Below are 18,172 nucleotides of genomic sequence, written 5' to 3'. Positions count from 1 at the left end.
CGGTTTTTTAAAGTGTGCAGGAGCTGCTGTTTTTAATGTATAAAAGCTGGCCAGCCACTTCCCGGCAGCTGTCGATCGGCAGCGTTTGTTCAAAAGAAGTTTCAAATATATGCTGAATGCGTTTCGCCAGCACGGCGGGATCGTCTTCATCATAGACCGCCTGCACGACATCAACTGCCTCCGTTTCGTAAAACTCTTCACCATATTTAAACGGGTCCCATTTGGCAATGATCTTGATCATTTCCCCCACCGCTTGACTTTCTTCCATATTCATCACCGCTTATAATAAAATTTGCAGTTCTATCTTATCATAGTGAAGCTTAGAAGAATAAACATACATGAGGAGGTAACAGAATGAACTTTGATAAACGAGAAGAACGCCTTGGCACCCAATCGGTCAAATGGGACAAAACAGGCGAATTATTCGGCGTGACAGACGCACTCCCGATGTGGGTGGCGGATATGGATTTTCGCGCGCCGGAAGCGATAACTGAAGCATTAAAAGAGCGCCTTGAACACGGAATTTTCGGTTATACGGCTCCGGATCAAAAAACGAAGGATGCGGTGTGCGCATGGATGCAAAACAGGCACGGCTGGAAGGTGAATCCGGAAAGCATCACATTCAGCCCGGGCATTGTAACGGCTTTGAGCATGGCGGTACAAGCTTTCACGGAGCCTGGCGATCAAGTCGTTGTACAGCCTCCAGTTTATACGCCTTTTTACCATATGGTTGAGAAAAACGGCCGGCACATTTTACATAATCCTTTGCTAGAAAAAGACGGCTCATATGCAATGGATTTTGACGATTTGGAAACGAAGCTTAGTGACCCAAGCGTTACATTGTTTATTTTATGCAATCCTCATAACCCTTCAGGTCGTTCATGGGGCCGTGAAGATTTGCTGAAGCTGGGCGAATTGTGTCTTAAGCATGGCGTCACAGTTGTATCCGATGAAATCCATTCCGATTTAATGCTGTACGGACACAAACACACGCCGTTCGCTTCGCTCTCTGACGATTTCGCTGATCTTTCCGTGACATGTGTTGCGCCAAGCAAAACATTCAATATCGCCGGATTGCAGGCTTCGGCAATCATGATTCCCGATCGCCTGAAGCGCGCCAAGTTTTCTGCAAGCCTGCAGCGCAATGGTTTAGGCGGATTAAACGCGTTTGCCGTCACTGCAATCGAAGCCGCATACTCAAAAGGCGGGCCGTGGCTTGATGAATTGATCTCTTACCTTGAGAAAAACATGACCGAAGCGGAAGCCTTTTTGAGCTCCGAGATGCCGAAGGTCAAAATGATGAAACCGGATGCATCATACCTGATCTGGCTCGACTTTAGCGCTTACGGCTTGTCCGACACAGACCTTCAGCAAAGAATGCTAAAAATAGGAAAGATCATCCTAGAGCCCGGGACGAAATACGGGCCTGGCGGAGAAGGATTCATGCGCCTAAACGCGGGATGTTCTCTCGCAACCCTGCAGGACGGCCTGCACCGCATCAAAACCGCATTATCATAAATATAGCTCTGAAACGCCTTTACGTCTTCATTCGTAAAGGCGTTCTTAATAAAGGAATTTTATATTTTACTTCTAATATTTAGTGTTATAATAGATTCATATTTTATACGAAAGGATTTCACACGAATGGAAATTCTAAAAGACTATCTCCTGCATATCTGCTTTATTTTGTTTCCTATTCTTCTTTACCAAGTGTTTTGGCTTGGAAAACCTGCGATTCTTGTGCCAAAAATAAACAGCGGTTTGGTCACGCTCTTCGCCTGCGGCGCCTCCGTTTTATGCATTCTTTTCCCGATTCATGAAATGGACTACATACAATACGGCCTTCAGATGATTCCCGTTATCATTTGTTTATTTTACATTAGCACCGCTTCCGGACTCACAGTCGCCGCATCTGTCCTATGTTTTGAACTGCTTTTTTACGAACCTTCCGCAATATTTGTTTTCACTTTGCTGCCTTTTCTTATCATTATCCCAATCCTATTTCAGAAAAAATGGCCATTTATGTCCAAAGCGAAAAAACTGCTGCTGTCTTTATTGATCAGCTGCTTGGAGATTTTCCTATTTTTCGCCTCCAGCTGGATTCTTTCCGCCTTAAATATTTTAAATTTTCAAAAATCAGGAATTTTCGTTTACGAGGCGGTAGTCTCAGGGCTTTTCCGCTCCAGTGTTCTTCTATTAAGCATCTATATTATCGAAAGCATCGCCGAAAATATCGCCTTGCGCTCACAGCTTATCCATTCTGAAAAAATGACGATTGTGAGCGAACTGGCAGCGAGCGTCGCTCATGAGGTCAGGAATCCTTTGACAGTTGTCCGCGGGTTTATCCAGCTGCTTTTTAATGACGAAACCCTGCAAAACAAGTCGAGTGCGGATTACAAACAGCTTGTACTGTCAGAGCTTGACCGGGCACAAGGCATTATCACAAACTATCTCGATATGGCGAAACAGCAATTATATGAAAAAGAGGTTTTTGATTTATCTGCCCTTATTAAAGAGACAAGCAACCTTATGGTGTCGTATGCCAATTACAAGTCAGTAACCGTCGAGGCTGAAACAGAACCGGACCTTTTGATATACGGGGACGCAACAAAGCTGAAGCAAGCTGTCATCAACCTGATGAAAAACAGTATTGAAGCGGTTCCTCACGGGAAGGGGATGATCCGCATATCGGCCAAAAGAAACGGCCATACGATCATGATAAACATCACAGACAACGGGGTCGGGATGACAGACCATCAAATGCAAAAACTCGGCGAACCTTATTATTCCTTAAAAACGAACGGAACGGGACTCGGTCTTACCGTAACCTTTTCCATTATTGAACATCATCACGGGACCATTTCATTTAACAGCAGCTTTCAAAAAGGCACTACGGTGACAATTAAGCTTCCCGCTGATCTTCCTCACTAGCAAATCGCTTGGAACTTTAATAGAATAAATGCGAGGTGATGACAGATGAGCACGTTTGAGACAGGCTCTATTGTTAAAGGATTTTACAAAACAGGTGTATACATAGGAGAAATCACGGCTTGCAGGCCGCAGCATTATTTAGTGAAAGTAAAAGCGGTTCTTACCCACCCCGCCCAAGGAGACCTTCATCATCCAAAACAGGCGGATGTGCCGTTTTTTCATGAGAGAAAAGCGCTCGCAAATGGTGAACAGACCAATATCCCCCACCATATGGTGAAGCCATATGATGGTGAAGTGCCGGATTATACAAAATCTCTGCGGGAGGCGACAGCACAGCTGAGAGCCAAATTGAATGAGGATGGTTCGGAGTGGGCAAAGCGCTCCCTACATAATCTGGACACTTTAGAAAAAGAATATTTCAATCGGCCATAACCCAGTCTGACAAAAGATTGGGTTTTTTACGTCGCGCGCTTGAACAGTTCGGTTAAATCGATTCTTTCGCCAATTGTGGGTGGTTTTGGCTTTTCGAGATACTGCTTATCCTGCTCAACAAGCTTAAAAAGTTTATATGCTGTGAGAGCATCATCAAGCGCTTTATGATGGGTGCCGGTTCCGGAATCTCCATACTCTTCAGCAGCTTTCCATAAACCCGTCAATGTCCGGTCTCCAAAAAAGTTTTTGTATTCAAGCGATAAATCTCTCATTTCTCCCTTAAACGGGAAAGGGATATGGTTAAACATACAGTTTTGCTTCAGCACTTTCATATCCATGTTTCCCCACGTAATAATTGTGCTGTTTTTCTCAGGATCAAGCTCGTTTAGTTTACGGATGAGATCCTCGAATCTTATTCCTTCGTCTACCTGTTTTTGGGTGATTTTTAAAAATGTCTTGCAGCGTTTCGTAAGCTTCGGGAACTTTTTCGGTCTCACATAGCTAGAAAACGTCTCAACTACTTCATCATCAATCGACTTTACAATTCCGGCTTCAATGATTTCCGGGAAGAAGTTTTGCGGACTGTACTTTCCGTCGGGCATTGTAAATTCGAAATCAATAATGAGTAAGCTGTTTGTCGTCACCTTTTTACACCTGCCTTTCCTCCGATCAGAAAATGCTATCTTTATAGTATATCAATTCCCCTTCTCGACATTTCTTCATTTTCTAAAAATAATGAATTTTCCCAGCCGCTTTGTTTCTTTTAAATTGTGAATCGTTTCTTTATAATTAGTAAGGAACCCGAAATAATAAGAAGGTGATGTTATTTCTACCCGCAAGAAAAACTTTGTCATTGTGTGGCTGGCGAACTTTTTTGTTTCCGCTAGCACTACGATGATCGTTCCTTTTCTCTCCTTATACATTGAGTCGCTCAGCTCTTTTTCAAACGGCTTTGTGCAAAGATGGAGCGGCTATGTGTTCGGCATTACATTTCTCATGGCGTTTTTGGTATCCCCGTTTTGGGGACGGTTCGGAGACAAACGCGGATACAAGAAAATCCTTATGGCAACCGGAACAGGCATTGCCCTCAGCATTTTCTTAATGGGCTTTGTTACATCGGTGTACCAATTGTTTTTTCTGCGCATGGCAATGGGTCTTGTAACCGGATTCATCCCGACATCTCTTGCGATGATTTCGGCACAGACTCCGAAGAGCTCAGCCGGCAAAACACTTGGCACGCTGCAAATGGGGCAAGTGTCCGGAAGCTTGTTCGGCCCGCTTTTGGGAGGCATGCTTGCTGATCGTTTCGGCTTTACGTATACCTTTTTTATCACATCCTTTGTGATTTTCTCATCTGTTCTTCTCGTATTATTTGGCGTCAAAGAAAAACCTCTTGCAGAGAAAACAGCCAAACGTACGTCTTACTCGAGAAAAGAAGTGCTCTCCTATATTTTTCACCAGCCGGCGCTGTGGGTCATGATGCTGTTAACCATGCTGATCCAAACAGGCAATTTCAGTATCCAGCCGCTGCTCGCTTTATATGTAAATGAGCTGCACGGGCCTGTCAATCTTGCCTTTTTCTCCGGCATGGCATTTTCAGCAACGGGACTCGGAAGTTTGCTTCTGGCTAGAAAATGGGGTGATCTTGGCGACCGCTACGGCCACCGCCGCATTTTAATCGGACTTTTGATCGCCGCTTCTTTCTTTTTTATTCCGCAGGCGCTCGCGTCCTCACTCAGCGTTCTCCTTGTTTTCAGATTTTTTTTCGGAATGGCGATGGGCGGTTTACTGCCATGCATCACGGCAGCGATCCGCGTTCAGGCCCCCGGCAGCATTCAAGGAGAAGTTCTCGGCTACAATGTCAGCTTTCGCTTTTTAGGAAACGTGCTCGGACCTCTTCTCGGCGGAATCATATCGAGCCATTTTACGATTTCGGCCACCTTTTATGTCACAGCGTTTCTCTTTTTTGCCGGCGCCTGTATGCTTTGGATCATGCCGAAACTCCAGAAGGATTCCTATGCCAAAGCAAGCTGATTCCGATAAAAAACTGAGGAATCTTCTAAATTTAACCTTCTCGTAATCTCAAAAGAATGGTACGATATGGCTAGAATTTAGGAGAAAAGAGAGTGACCATGTTACGAAAAATAATCGGATGGATTTTGCTCCTTTGCATAATCCCATTGTTTGCATTTACAGTTATCGCTTCCGGAAAAGAAGTCAAACAAATGAAGTCCCTGGATCAGGTGCTTGATAAAAATATTAATCTGAAAGATATCAGCCTTGTTCAGAACAGCTACATGTATGACAGGGACGGCTCCCTTGTCTCGGAAATCGTCAGCGACCACGAAAACCGCGTGCTCGTTCCATTTGACAAGATTCCCGAGGAAGTCAAACAGATTTTCTTAACATCTGAGGACAAACATTTTTACGAGCATAAAGGCTTTGACTTTATGGGAATGGTGCGGGCAACTGCTTCTAACGTAAAAGACAAGAAAATTGACCAGGGCGCCAGCACCATCACACAGCAGCTTTCAAGAAACTTGTATTTGAGCCACGAACGCTCCTTCAGCCGTAAGCTGACAGAGCTCGCGTATTCCTATCAGCTTGAGAAAAAGTATACGAAAAATGAAATTCTTGAAGCTTACTTAAATACTATTTATTTCAACAATGGTGTTTACGGCGTCGGTTCAGCGGCTCAATTCTATTTCAGCAAACCGTTGAAATCTCTCACAGTGGGAGAAATGGCTTTTATCTGTGCTATACCTAATAACCCTACATTATATGATCCTCTCAAGCATTTTGACTACACGAAAAGCCGTCAAGAACGTTTGCTTAAAGGGCTAAAAGATGCCGGGGTCATTACAGACAAAGAACTAAAAAAAGCCGTCAAACAAAAAATCAAACTGGATGTTGAAAAAAGAGAAGACAAATATCCTGACTACGTTTCCTACGTTAACGATGAATTCACTCAGCTGGTGTCTGAATCAGAAGGCTTTGATAAACGCCTTCAGAAAGCGTCAGGAAAACAAAAAGAAAAAATCGAGAATGAGCTGTCCGCAAGAGTCAGCACTCTGATGAAAGACGGCGTGAAAATTTATACTGCACTTAATCCGTACATGCAAAATCAAGTTGTGGCACAAATGAATTCTAAGCTCCCGTATGCGGGCGTGCAGGGCGGAGCGGCTGTGATTAATCACCAGACGCATCAAATCATTGCTCTGTCCGGCGGGAAAAACTATCAAAAATATGATTTTAACCGTGCCTACCAGGCATACAGACAGCCGGGTTCATCCATTAAGCCGCTTCTTGATTACGGCCCTTATATTGAACAGACCGGAGCGACAGCAAGCAGCACCATTGATGCCAGCAAGTTTTGCAGCAAAGATTACTGTCCGCAAAACTACAATAACCGCACGTACGGCACAGTGACGCTTGATACGGCGTTTAAAAATTCTTATAATACACCGGCCATTAGAATGCTCGACCGCGTCGGCATCCAAAAGGCATTCAGTTATATTGAGCCGTATCATTTTGCCAAACTTGTCAACAGCGATTATCTTCTTCCAGCGGCGCTTGGCGGATTTACAAACGGCATGACGCCTCTTGAGATGACAAAGGCTTATACGACATTTGGCAACAGCGGAAGCTATACGCCGAGCCATGCGATTACAAAGGTGACAGACCTTAAAGGAAAAACGCTTTATAAATGGAATGATAAAGCGACTCAAATATTCAGCGTACGCACGAACATGCAGCTGAAAAAACTGATGTCTTCCGTTGTGAAAAGCGGAACAGGGAAAAAAGCATATTTCAATGCGCCTTACATCGGCGGTAAAACCGGTACATCAAATGATTATCACGATATGTGGTTTGTCGGCCTGACAGATACGTATACAATGGGGGTTTGGGTCGGAAAGGATACACCGACCAGCGTTGAATATCTTCACAGCATCAGCCCTCAGCTTTCCATCTGGAAAGGAACGCTGCAAGCTGCTTATTAAAGGATCGGAGGGGATCTCGGGTGACTTCAGAACAAATTCCAAATCGCGTTTTGCTGTTTGACGGCGTCTGCAATTTATGCAATGGCGCCGTGCAATTTATCATTAAACGTGATCCGGACGGATTGATTTCTTTCACATCGCTGCAGTCGGAAACAGGACAAAGCCTGCTGAAAAAAAGCGGGCTTCCGACTGATCGGTTTGACAGCTTTGTCTTTATTGAAGATGGCCAAGTGTACACAAAATCAACTGCAGCCATTAAGGTTTTCAGGCATCTGCGAGGCCCATGGCGTCTCTTCGTCCTGTTTTTCGCCGTGCCGAAGCCTGTCAGAGATATGGTCTATTCTTTCATTGCTAAAAACCGCTATAAGTGGTTTGGCAAAAAAAATGAATGTATGCTCCCCTCCCCTTCTATTAAAAAAAGATTTTTACCATAAAAAAATGGCTAGGAAGCTAGCCATCACAGAGTGTCGACAAAATCCTAAAACGGCTTCGTTTTAGGATTTTGTCATCTTATCAGCGTGAGCGGAGCAGATTTTCACAGGATGTGATGATTGAGGATTCCAGACGCCGTTTCATTGCGTATAGAGTACCGAAGCGCAAGTCTGACCGCGAATGCAAGGGTTTGCCGATACGCAAAAATGGCTAGCTTACACAGGTAAGCTAGCCATTATGCTATTATAAAGCTTGATAAATATGAACAGAATACCGATAACAAAGGTAAACCAAAACAGCAGTTCCAATAGAATAAATCCGATTAATGACATGAGAGAAAGCGTCGAATAAATCCGGTATACAGTAAACACAAAGTAAGCCAGTGTGACGACCGCAAACCAGATCACAATCCATATGACGTTTTGCAAGAGCACAAAGGATAAAATCCCGCCGCCCAAATAAATCATGGAACCCATTCTGAGTTTTTTCAGGTTGTTCCCTTCCGGATCATTAGCAAAAAACAGCAATGACAGCTCAGTCACGGTATTTGCTATCAACTTCAGAGCGGACAGAACCATAAAATATAAAAGTGCAAAGGCAGCAAATAACGCAAGCCTGATCCCTTTCTCTGAAAAATAATCGAGCATTCCATCGTACATTCCAAATGAAGACAGCATCTTCAACGCATAAAGTGAAGTTGAGATGGATAAGGACGAACTAAAAAGCAGGATCGCAATCAGCGGAAAATATCCTGTCAAATAAGTATTTTTCATATAAAAAAGTCCCTTTCTATAATCTACCTCATTTATTATGGAGGACTTAAAACACATTGACAAGATAAATTATTCCATTTTTTCTCCTTTTTACGAATTACGGTCCCAAATCTTCACAAAGCAGCATTTTGAGAGTAAAGTAGTACGCAGGAATCATAAAACGTAAGGAAGTTTTATATGAAAAAAACATTAAAACTGCAAACCAGACTCACCATATTTGTTTGTATCGTTGTATTAATCGCATTGCTCATTACATTTTTCACAGTCGGTGCCCAAACGACCAAACGGATTAGAGACCAGGAAAAGGCCACTGCGCTGCAGACTGCTGAAATGGTAGCAGAAGCGCCGATGACAGCCGCTGCTTTAGAAAGCGGAAAAAAACTAAAGGAACTGCAGAGCTACACAAAGCGGGTTCAGAAAATCACCGGCACGGAATTTGTTGTCGTCATGGATATGAACGGTATTCGCAAAACCCATCCTGACCCGAGCAAAATCGGAAAAAAATTCAGGGGCGGTGATGAATCCGAGGTATTAAAAGGGCATGTCCATATCAGCACAGCCTCTGGCACGCTCGGGAAATCGCAGAGAGCGTTCGTCCCTGTCTACGCGGAGAATGGAAAACAGGTCGGTGCAGTCGCGGTCGGCATCACCGTAAATGAAATTGATGAAGTGATCAGCCATAGCTTACGGCCGCTTTACTTCATTATCTGCGTCAGCATCTTCGTCGGTGTAATCGGAGCTGTTATCGTCGCCCGTACGGTAAAAAATATCATGTACGGACTTGAACCTTATGAAATTGCGACTCTCCTTGAAGAACGGAGCGCGATGCTGGAATCGACGAAGGAAGGAATACTCGCTGTCGATGAACACGGCAAAATCAAACTTGCCAATGCGGAAGCAAAGCGGCTATTCGTCAAAATGGGCATCAACACAAATCCCATTGATCAGGATGTAGATGACATATTGCCGAAAAGCCGCTTGAAAAAGGTTATTGAGACAAAAAAACCTCTTCAAGATAGAGACGTCCGCATTAACGGGTTGGAGCTTGTGTTTAATGAAGTTCCTATCCAGCTGAAAGGACAAACTGTCGGAGCGATTGCGACATTCCGAGACAAGACCGAGGTAAAACATTTAGCTGAACAGCTATCAGGTGTTAAAATGTATGCAAACGCACTGAGAGCGCAGTCTCATGAATTTATGAACAAACTGCATGTGATATTAGGTCTCGTCCAGCTGAAAGAGTATGATGATCTTGGAGATTATATTAAAGATATAGCCATACAGCAAAAATCAGAAACAAGTGAAATTATAAATGATGTCAAAAGCTCCGTACTGGCCGGTTTTCTGCTCGGAAAGCAAAGCTTCATACGTGAGCAGGGCGCAAATCTTGATATTGAATGCAACGGTGTCATCCCGAACGCGGCAGACCCATCTGTCATCCATGAACTCATTACAATTATCGGAAATCTCATCAACAATGGCCTTGACGCCGTTGCCGATATGCCGAAAAAACAAATCACCATGTCCATGCGCTTTCATAACAGCATACTGGACATTGAAATTACCGATACTGGAGCAGGCATGTCAGAAGAAGACCAAGCCAAAGTATTTGAACAAGGCTATTCAACAAAGGGCAAAAACCGGGGATTCGGCCTTTATTTCACACAGCAAAGCATCGAAAATTTAAAGGGCCAAATGATCCTCACAAGCGAAAAGAATGAAGGAACGACATTCAGTATTCGCATCCCGTACGAACCGAAGGAGGAAAATCATGATTAATGTACTAATAGTTGAAGATGACCCCATGGTGGGTGAATTAAATAAACGATACTTAAGCCAAATAGATGGCTTTCAGCTGAAAGGCATCGCTTCTTCCTTTCAAAGCGCGTTGCATATCTTAGGCGAGCATCATATCGACCTCATTTTGCTTGATATTTATATGCCGGGGAAAAACGGGCTGGAACTGCTGACGGAATTGAGAGCCCAAAATGAAGCGGTTGATGTGATTGTCATCTCAGCGGCCAGCGAGCTTGACGTGATCAAAAAAACACTTCGTTACGGAGCTGTCGATTATTTAATCAAACCGTTTGAATTTGAACGTTTCCAAACGGCTCTGTCTGATTACAGACGAAAACAAAAGGTGTATTCAACCCATCGCAACATGAGTCAAAAAGAACTCGACGCCGAGCTTTTTCAAAAGAAAGAAGCAACAGAAAAAGTACAGCTTCCTAAAGGCCTGACAAAAAGCACGCTAAAGCTGATCTGGTCCAGTATCCAGTCATTTGAAAATGAATCTTTTACGACAGAAGACTTAGCAAAGCACACAGAAATCTCTCAAGTATCCATACGAAAATACTTAAAATTTCTTGAAGATATACAGGTCCTGAATGTAGAAATGGCGTACGGAACGATTGGAAGACCAGTGTTTCAGTACAACGTAAACAACAGTAACCTTAACGGAATAAAACAATATCTATAAAAAAACGCACTGCTTGCTCCGAGCAGTGCGTTTTTTGTCATATCTCTTGCCAAGACGCTTGATTGTATTGTTGGTAAGTTATACAAGAATAATAAAGGTTTTTCTATTTTTGAGCAAACAATTCTAAAAATAGATACTTTTAAAAAAATTGTGCAAATTTCTATTTATTTCTTATAAGTTAAATGATAAATTATGATTGGTTAGTTGATCCCGAAAACTAAGTCATAAGTCTTACTTCAGAAAAAGATGTCACGGTTTTCCGCCCGGAACACCTTCCGCATCCTTCTCTTCCCCGCCTTTCGAAGGAAATACTCACACCACGCCTATTCAGGGAAGAATAGAACTGTCTCAGCGCATTCCATTTGTTATTATCAGAAAATTTTATTGATTCTAAGAAATTGTTCAGGACAGCCCATCACATGACTGGCCGGATCAGCTTTGAACCAAATTTTTCTGGGGGGTTATATCTTGAATAAACGGAAAATTGGATTGGCGATGTCCCTTGTGATCGCAGCAGGCACCATATTAGGAGCATGCGGAAACAGTGAAAAAAGCAGCGGCTCCGGCGAAGGCAAAAACAAATTCAGTGTAGCGATGGTTACTGACGTAGGCGGAGTGGATGACAAATCTTTCAACCAATCAGCCTGGGAAGGCATCCAAGCCTTCGGGAAAGAAAACGGTCTGAAAAAAGGAAAAAACGGTTATGACTACCTTCAATCCAAATCTGATGCAGACTATACAACGAACTTAAATAAATTGGCACGTGAAAATTTTGACTTGATTTACGGAGTCGGCTACTTAATGGAGGATTCAATCAGTGAAATTGCTGATCAGCGCAAAAATACAAATTTTGCGATTATAGATGCTGTTGTCGATAAAGACAACGTCGCAAGTATTACGTTTAAAGAACAGGAAGGCTCCTTTCTCGTCGGAGTGGCCGCAGCCCTATCAAGCAAATCAGGAAAAATCGGCTTTGTAGGAGGCATGGAATCAGAGTTAATCAAAAAATTCGAGGTCGGCTTCCGTGCCGGTGTGAAGGCAATTAACCTAAAAGCCGTTGTGGAAGTGAAATATGCAGGGGGTTTCGATAAAGCCGATGTCGGCAAAGCAACCGCCGAAAGCATGTATAAATCAGGTGTAGATGTTATTTATCACTCAGCAGGAGCCACCGGCACAGGTGTCTTTACTGAAGCGAAAAACCTGAAAAAAGAAGATCCAAAACGCAATGTCTGGGTCATCGGTGTTGATAAAGACCAATACGCAGAAGGCCAGGTAGAAGGAACTGATAATAATGTCACCCTCACTTCCATGGTTAAAAAAGTAGATACAGCGGTTGAAGATTTAACGAAAAAAGCGAGCGACGGAAAGTTCCCTGGCGGCGAAACACTTACCTACGGGCTTGATCAAGACGGAGTCGGCATTTCTCCATCTAAGCAAAATCTATCGGATGATGTGATCAAACAGGTCGATAAATGGAAGAAAAAAATCATCGACGGGTTGGAAGTCCCGGCAACTGAGAAAGAGCTGAAAACCTTCAAAGCTGAATAAGAATCGCAGGGATAAGGAGGTCGAGCCCTTATCCCTTGTTTTTCTTTTATTTTGAATAAAGGAGCGGTCAATCAATGGAATATGTCATTGAAATGCTCAATATCCGCAAAGAGTTTCCTGGTATCGTCGCCAATGACAATATCAATCTTCAAGTCAAAAAAGGTGAAATACACGCGCTGCTCGGTGAAAACGGAGCGGGGAAATCAACGTTGATGAATGTCCTTTTCGGGCTATATCAGCCGGAGCGGGGTGACATTCGGGTGCGCGGCGAGAAGGTGCACATCAACAGTCCGAACAAAGCGAATGACCTCGGTATTGGAATGGTGCACCAGCACTTTATGCTTGTTGACACCTTTACAGTTGCTGAAAATATTATTCTCGGGAAAGAGCCAAAGAAGTTTGGCAGAATTGACCGGAAGCGTGCAGTTCAAGAGGTACAGGATATTTCCGATCGATACGGCCTGCAGATCCATCCAGAAGCAAAAGTAGCTGACATATCAGTCGGTATGCAGCAGCGCGCAGAAATATTAAAAACCCTCTACCGCGGTGCCGACATTCTCATTTTTGATGAACCGACGGCTGTTTTGACGCCACATGAAATCAAGGAACTGATGCAAATTATGAAGAACCTGGTCAATGAAGGGAAGTCTATCATCTTAATCACCCATAAGCTGAAAGAGATTATGGAGATTTGTAACCGCGTTACGATTATCCGCAAAGGAAAAGGCATCAAAACCCTTGATGTCCGTGATACAAACCAAGACGAACTCGCCAGTCTAATGGTTGGCCGCGAGATATCGTTCAAAACCGAAAAGAAAGCTGCTCAGCCGGGAGTGGAAGTGCTTGCGATTGACGGCATCACTGTAAAGGATACCCGCGGATTTGAGACGGTCAGGAATTTGTCGCTTTCAGTCAAAGCTGGAGAAATACTCGGCATAGCCGGCGTCGACGGAAACGGGCAATCGGAGCTGATTGAAGCGATAACAGGACTCCGCAAAACAGATTCAGGAACCATCACCTTAAACGGAAAACAGATCCAAAACCTGACGCCAAGAAAAATCACTGAATCCGGAATCGGACATATTCCTCAGGATCGCCATAAGCACGGTCTCGTCCTTGATTTTCCAATCGGAGAGAATATCGTGCTGCAAAGCTATTACAAAAAGCCGTATTCAGCATTGGGCATTTTACATAAAGGTGAAATGTACAAAAAAGCGCGCAGCCTGATCAGCGAGTACGACGTCAGAACGCCGGATGAATACACACACGCGCGGGCATTGTCAGGCGGAAACCAGCAGAAAGCGATTATCGGGCGGGAAGTAGACCGAAATCCTGATTTATTAATCGCCGCCCAGCCGACTCGAGGCCTTGATGTCGGAGCTATTGAATTTGTCCATAAAAAGCTCATTGAACAGCGTGATGCCGGGAAAGCCGTTCTTCTCCTCTCGTTTGAGCTTGAAGAAATTATGAATCTCAGTGACAGAATCGCCGTTATTTTTGAAGGACGCATTATCGCCAGTGTCAATCCGCAGGACACCACCGAACAGGAGCTAGGTCTCTTGATGGCAGGAAGCACGCAAAAGGAAGCGGGGAAAGCAAATGGTTAAACGACTCTCTCATTTACTCGTGCCGCTCATCGCAATCATTCTCGGTCTTGCAGCCGGAGCGCTGATTATGCTTGCGAGCGGCTACAGTGTGATCAGCGGATATTCAGCTTTGTGGAATGGGATATTCGGAGAAATCTATTATGTCGGAGAAACCATCCGGCAAATTACGCCTTATATCTTATCCGGATTGGCTGTGGCTTTTGCATTCAGAACCGGACTCTTTAATATCGGTGTGGAGGGCCAGCTGCTCGTCGGCTGGACAGCAGCTGTTTGGGTCGGTACGGCGTTTGACGGACCAGCATATATCCACTTGCCGCTCGCACTGCTTACAGCGGCAGCTGCAGGAGGATTATGGGGTTTTATTCCCGGCGTTTTGAAAGCGCGCTTCTATGTTCATGAAGTCATTGTCACCATTATGATGAATTATATCGCACTGCATATGACCAATTACATCATTTCAAACGTCTTGACAGATCATCAAGATAAGACGGGAAAAATTCAAGAATCCGCCTCCCTCCGCTCTCCGATTCTTGAACAGATCACCGATTACTCACGGCTGCATTTTGGAATCATCGTTGCCCTTCTCGCAGCAGTTATCATGTGGTTTATCATCAACAAAACAACAAAGGGATTTGAGCTCCGGGCCGTCGGGTTTAACCAGCACGCTTCCCAGTATGCCGGCATGAGCGTGCGAAAGAATATCATGACCTCCATGCTTATCTCCGGTGCTTTTGCAGGACTTGCCGGAGCTATGGAAGGCCTGGGAACATTCGAATACGCAGCAGTGAAAGGCGCATTTACCGGCGTAGGCTTTGATGGTATCGCGGTCGCTCTTCTCGGGGGAAACACAGCCATCGGCGTTGTACTGGCAGCATGCCTGCTTGGCGGGCTGAAAATCGGCGCGTTAAATATGCCGATTGAATCAGGCGTCCCATCAGAGGTTGTCGACATTGTGATTGCCATTATTATTCTGTTTGTGGCTTCAAGCTATGCGATTCGTTTTGTCATGGGCAAATTGAAGAAAAAGGGGGCGAATTAAGTGGACTTTGTGCAGATTTTATCTATCATTGTCCCAGCCACACTCGTTTATGCGGCCCCGCTTATTTTAACTGCTCTCGGCGGCGTGTTTTCCGAGAGATCAGGTGTTGTGAATATCGGTCTAGAAGGCCTCATGATTATCGGGGCGTTCACCAGCGTGTTATTTAATTTATTTTTAGGTCAGGAATTAGGTGCCTCCGCACCATGGCTTTCACTCCTCGCCGCCATGGCAGCAGGCGTACTGTTCTCACTGATTCACGCGGCAGCGGCGATTTCATTTCGCGCCGACCAGACAGTCAGCGGTGTCGCCATTAACATGCTGGCGCTTGGGTCAACTTTATTTATCGTCAAGCTGATCTACGGCAAAGCACAGACAGACAAAATCCCAGAGCCTTTTTATAAGACAAAAATTCCTGGCTTGGGCGATATCCCTGTTTTGGGAAAGATCTTCTTTTCGGATGTTTATTATACGTCTATTCTTGCAATAGCACTTGCCTTTCTTTCTTGGTTTATCTTGTTTAAAACGCCGTTCGGCCTCCGTATCCGTTCTGTCGGAGAGCATCCGATGGCAGCCGATACGATGGGAATCAACGTATATAAAATGCGCTATATCGGCGTGATGATCAGCGGATTGTTTGGCGGTCTCGGCGGCGGCGTATATGCTTCCACGATTGCGCTTGATTTTACGCACTCTACCATCTCTGGACAAGGCTTTATCGCACTGGCAGCGCTTGTATTTGGAAAATGGCATCCGATTGGGGCGCTGGGGGCCGCCCTGTTTTTCGGATTCGCCCAAAGCTTAAGCATCATTGGATCGCTGCTCCCTCTCTTTAAAGACATACCAAATGTGTATATGCTGATGGCTCCTTATGTCTTAACGATTCTCGCTTTAACCGGCTTTATCGGGCGGGCAGATGCACCAAAAGCCAATGGTGTGCCTTATATTAAAGGAAAAAGATAAAACATTCTCCCCTGGGAAGATGCTTCTCAGGGTTTTTTCTAATTCAAAAGACCCCCTTAATTTAATTGTTTATTGGTTTTTTAACTTAAAAAAATATGAAGTGTTAACGCTTTCTTGTAGACTGTAACAAACAATACATGGGGGTGTATGACATGGGAGCAATTCCAAAAACGGGGACAATTTCACCTGAGCAAAAAGACCTAAAGGGGAAAAACCTGTTTCAAAAAATCTGGGCTTGGGAAATCGGTGTGATTCCTCTGCCATTATACACAGTTTTAGCTGTTATTATTATTCTTGCAGCCTATTACAATGAGCTGCCGGCAAATATGCTTGGCGGGTTTGCCATCATCATGATTCTTGGTGTATTTCTTGGAGACATAGGCCAACGTATACCGATATTGAAGGATATTGGCGGCCCTGCTATTTTATCTTTATTTGTTCCTTCATTTTTAGTCTTTTACAATGTACTGAATTCAACATCTTTAGACGCTGTAACCAACTTGATGAAAACGTCTAATTTCCTTTATTTCTATATCGCTTGCCTTGTAGTGGGAAGTATCCTCGGTATGAATCGAATTGTTTTAATACAGGGGTTTATCAGAATGTTCGTTCCACTGGTTGCAGGAACGATCGCGGCCGTTGCAGCAGGCATTCTTGTCGGATTTATTTTTGGCTACAGTGCTTATGATTCCTTTTTCTTTGTGGTTGTCCCGATTATTGCCGGGGGAATAGGTGAAGGAATTTTGCCGCTTTCAATCGCCTATTCACAAATACTGGGCTCATCCGCTGATGTGTTTGTGTCTCAGCTGGTCCCAGCTGCTATTATAGGAAACGTTTTTGCTATCATATGTGCAGCCTTAATGAAAAAGCTTGGCGATAAGCGTCCAGATCTTAATGGGAACGGACGTCTCGTAAAATCTAAAAAAGCAAATGAGATTTTTAATCAAAAAGAAACCGAAGCAAAAATTGATTTCAAACTCATGGGAGCTGGAGTTCTGCTCGCGTGTACATTCTTTATTTTCGGCGGGTTATTGGAGAAGTTCATCTTCATTCCAGGCGCGATCTTAATGATTATTTCAGCTGCGGCTGTCAAGTATGCGAATATTCTTCCGAAAAAAATGGAAGAAGGCGCTTACCAGCTTTATAAGTTTATTTCTTCAAGCTTTACATGGCCGCTCATGGTCGGTCTCGGCATCCTCTTTATTCCGTTGGATGACGTGGCGTCTGTGATTTCTATTCCGTTTGTCATCATTTGTATTTCAGTTGTAATCGCGATGATTAGTTCTGGATATTTTGTGGGCAAGCTGATGAACATGTACCCGGTTGAATCCGCAATCGTTACCTGCTGCCACAGCGGTCTCGGCGGAACGGGCGATGTTGCCATTTTATCAGCATCAGGAAGAATGGGCCTTATGCCGTTTGCCCAAATTTCAACACGTCTCGGCGGTGCAGGCACAGTGATTTGCGCGACAGTTCTGCTTCGTTTTTTCACTTCATAAACAGAAAGAGTTCCGTTTTATACGGAACTCTTTTTTATCTATTTACAATCCGAATATACTCTCGCGGACCAAACGGCAGATCCTTTGATTCCGTCTCACTCATTCTGGCTGACAGGTGATGCTCTAGTAAATACAGCTCCCACTCATCACGAGCAGCCACACCGCTGCGCCCGTCATATTGATTCAACATGAATGCCCCTGTAAATACTGAGCAGAATAAACCTGAGCACATCACTATTTTTCTTTTCACATGACCAGCTCCTTACATTCAGCTTGATCAGGAATGATTTTAAATATACAAATAACCTCTTTTTTGTTAGACTTATTTTGAGGTCAAAAGAACTCATAAAAATCAATTGCAGCAGTTCGAAGCGTGGCAGCTTGCAGAAAAGTGCGATATAATTTGGACTAGGTCGTTTGACCGTATATTTCATACATAGCGCATTTTTCAATTGAGAACGAGAAAAAGGA

Annotated in this window: 18 protein-coding genes; 13 read left to right on the top strand and 5 right to left on the bottom strand. The window is 44.0% G+C overall.

The features are described 5' to 3' along the window. Positions 1-7 precede the first annotated feature (7 nt). A complete protein-coding gene (locus NZD81_RS16435; RefSeq protein ID WP_134975182.1) occupies positions 8-268 on the bottom strand; it encodes a YugE family protein in 261 nt (86 codons plus the stop codon). Positions 269-354: 86 nt separating this feature from the next. On the opposite strand from NZD81_RS16435, the gene patB reads away from it, so the two are divergent. The 3 genes from patB to kapB all read left to right on the top strand — a co-directional run bounded on the left by patB (position 355) and on the right by kapB (position 3,363). After that, positions 355-1,518, top strand: coding sequence for a cystathionine beta-lyase PatB (gene patB / locus NZD81_RS16430; RefSeq protein ID WP_289860987.1), 1,164 nt, complete (start codon positions 355-357; stop codon positions 1,516-1,518). Between the two features lie 126 nt (positions 1,519-1,644). After that, the gene (gene kinB / locus NZD81_RS16425) at positions 1,645-2,931 is read left to right on the top strand and encodes a sporulation sensor histidine kinase KinB (RefSeq protein WP_069840231.1); all 1,287 of its coding nucleotides are present in this window, start codon (positions 1,645-1,647) and stop codon (positions 2,929-2,931) included. A gap of 45 nt (positions 2,932-2,976) precedes the next feature. Further along, a complete protein-coding gene (kapB, locus tag NZD81_RS16420; protein ID WP_069840232.1) occupies positions 2,977-3,363 on the top strand; it encodes a kinase-associated lipoprotein KapB in 387 nt (128 codons plus the stop codon). 26 nt (positions 3,364-3,389) lie between these two features. Here kapB and kapD read toward each other — a convergent pair whose 3' ends face one another. Then, positions 3,390-4,007 (bottom strand): 3'-5' exonuclease KapD, encoded by a 618-nt coding sequence (gene kapD, locus NZD81_RS16415; RefSeq protein ID WP_014665171.1) that lies wholly within the window; start codon positions 4,005-4,007, stop codon positions 3,390-3,392. A 75-nt stretch (positions 4,008-4,082) separates the two neighbouring features. Then, positions 4,083-4,286, bottom strand: a complete 204-nt coding sequence (locus tag NZD81_RS16410) for a hypothetical protein (protein WP_014665172.1) — start codon at positions 4,284-4,286, stop codon at positions 4,083-4,085. Between NZD81_RS16410 and NZD81_RS16405 the strand changes: the two genes are divergently transcribed. From NZD81_RS16405 to NZD81_RS16395, 3 genes are all read left to right on the top strand, one after another. Then, complete coding sequence (locus tag NZD81_RS16405; protein WP_425604101.1) at positions 4,189-5,397, top strand: multidrug efflux MFS transporter; 1,209 nt, start codon at positions 4,189-4,191, stop codon at positions 5,395-5,397. The genes NZD81_RS16410 and NZD81_RS16405 overlap by 98 nt on opposite strands. A gap of 92 nt (positions 5,398-5,489) precedes the next feature. After that, positions 5,490-7,364: a transglycosylase domain-containing protein gene (locus NZD81_RS16400; protein ID WP_080478269.1), complete on the top strand. Its 1,875-nt coding sequence runs from the start codon at positions 5,490-5,492 to the stop codon at positions 7,362-7,364. Between the two features lie 20 nt (positions 7,365-7,384). Continuing rightward, on the top strand, positions 7,385-7,798 hold the full coding sequence (locus tag NZD81_RS16395) for a thiol-disulfide oxidoreductase DCC family protein (RefSeq protein WP_003228839.1): 414 nt from the start codon (positions 7,385-7,387) through the stop codon (positions 7,796-7,798). A gap of 213 nt (positions 7,799-8,011) precedes the next feature. On the opposite strand, the gene NZD81_RS16390 is transcribed toward NZD81_RS16395, so the two are convergent. Further along, a complete protein-coding gene (locus tag NZD81_RS16390) occupies positions 8,012-8,569 on the bottom strand; it encodes a YufK family protein (protein WP_014665176.1) in 558 nt (185 codons plus the stop codon). Between the two features lie 177 nt (positions 8,570-8,746). Here NZD81_RS16390 and maeL point away from each other — a divergent pair, with 177 nt between their 5' ends. The 7 genes from maeL to maeN all read left to right on the top strand — a co-directional run bounded on the left by maeL (position 8,747) and on the right by maeN (position 17,701). After that, positions 8,747-10,348: a two-component system sensor histidine kinase MaeL gene (gene maeL / locus NZD81_RS16385; RefSeq protein WP_014665177.1), complete on the top strand. Its 1,602-nt coding sequence runs from the start codon at positions 8,747-8,749 to the stop codon at positions 10,346-10,348. Beyond that, positions 10,341-11,048, top strand: a complete 708-nt coding sequence (maeM, locus tag NZD81_RS16380; RefSeq protein WP_014477821.1) for a two-component system response regulator MaeM — start codon at positions 10,341-10,343, stop codon at positions 11,046-11,048. Before maeL ends, maeM begins: the two co-directional genes overlap by 8 nt. A 468-nt stretch (positions 11,049-11,516) precedes the next feature. Beyond that, positions 11,517-12,596, top strand: coding sequence for a guanosine ABC transporter substrate-binding protein NupN (gene nupN, locus NZD81_RS16375; RefSeq protein WP_282373277.1), 1,080 nt, complete (start codon positions 11,517-11,519; stop codon positions 12,594-12,596). A gap of 74 nt (positions 12,597-12,670) precedes the next feature. Next, positions 12,671-14,203 (top strand): guanosine ABC transporter ATP-binding protein NupO, encoded by a 1,533-nt coding sequence (gene nupO / locus NZD81_RS16370; protein WP_147772469.1) that lies wholly within the window; start codon positions 12,671-12,673, stop codon positions 14,201-14,203. Next, the gene (gene nupP / locus NZD81_RS16365; RefSeq protein WP_014665180.1) at positions 14,196-15,242 is read left to right on the top strand and encodes a guanosine ABC transporter permease NupP; all 1,047 of its coding nucleotides are present in this window, start codon (positions 14,196-14,198) and stop codon (positions 15,240-15,242) included. The genes nupO and nupP overlap by 8 nt, the downstream gene beginning before the upstream one ends. Further along, positions 15,243-16,202, top strand: coding sequence for a guanosine ABC transporter permease NupQ (gene nupQ, locus NZD81_RS16360; protein WP_282373281.1), 960 nt, complete (start codon positions 15,243-15,245; stop codon positions 16,200-16,202). 152 nt (positions 16,203-16,354) lie between these two features. Then, positions 16,355-17,701, top strand: a complete 1,347-nt coding sequence (gene maeN, locus NZD81_RS16355) for a sodium/malate symporter MaeN (protein ID WP_282373283.1) — start codon at positions 16,355-16,357, stop codon at positions 17,699-17,701. A gap of 34 nt (positions 17,702-17,735) precedes the next feature. Here the strand turns inward: maeN and NZD81_RS16350 are convergent, their stop codons facing one another. Continuing rightward, positions 17,736-17,951: a hypothetical protein gene (locus NZD81_RS16350; protein ID WP_040081973.1), complete on the bottom strand. Its 216-nt coding sequence runs from the start codon at positions 17,949-17,951 to the stop codon at positions 17,736-17,738. Between the last annotated feature and the right edge of the window lie 221 nt (positions 17,952-18,172).

Origin of the sequence: Bacillus sp. B.PNR1 (genome assembly GCF_030386235.1) — a bacterium.
GTDB classification, from domain to species: domain Bacteria; phylum Bacillota; class Bacilli; order Bacillales; family Bacillaceae; genus Bacillus; species Bacillus stercoris.
The sequence above is the reverse complement of the archived record's forward strand: the minus strand, read 5'-3'. Positions and strand labels throughout refer to the sequence as shown.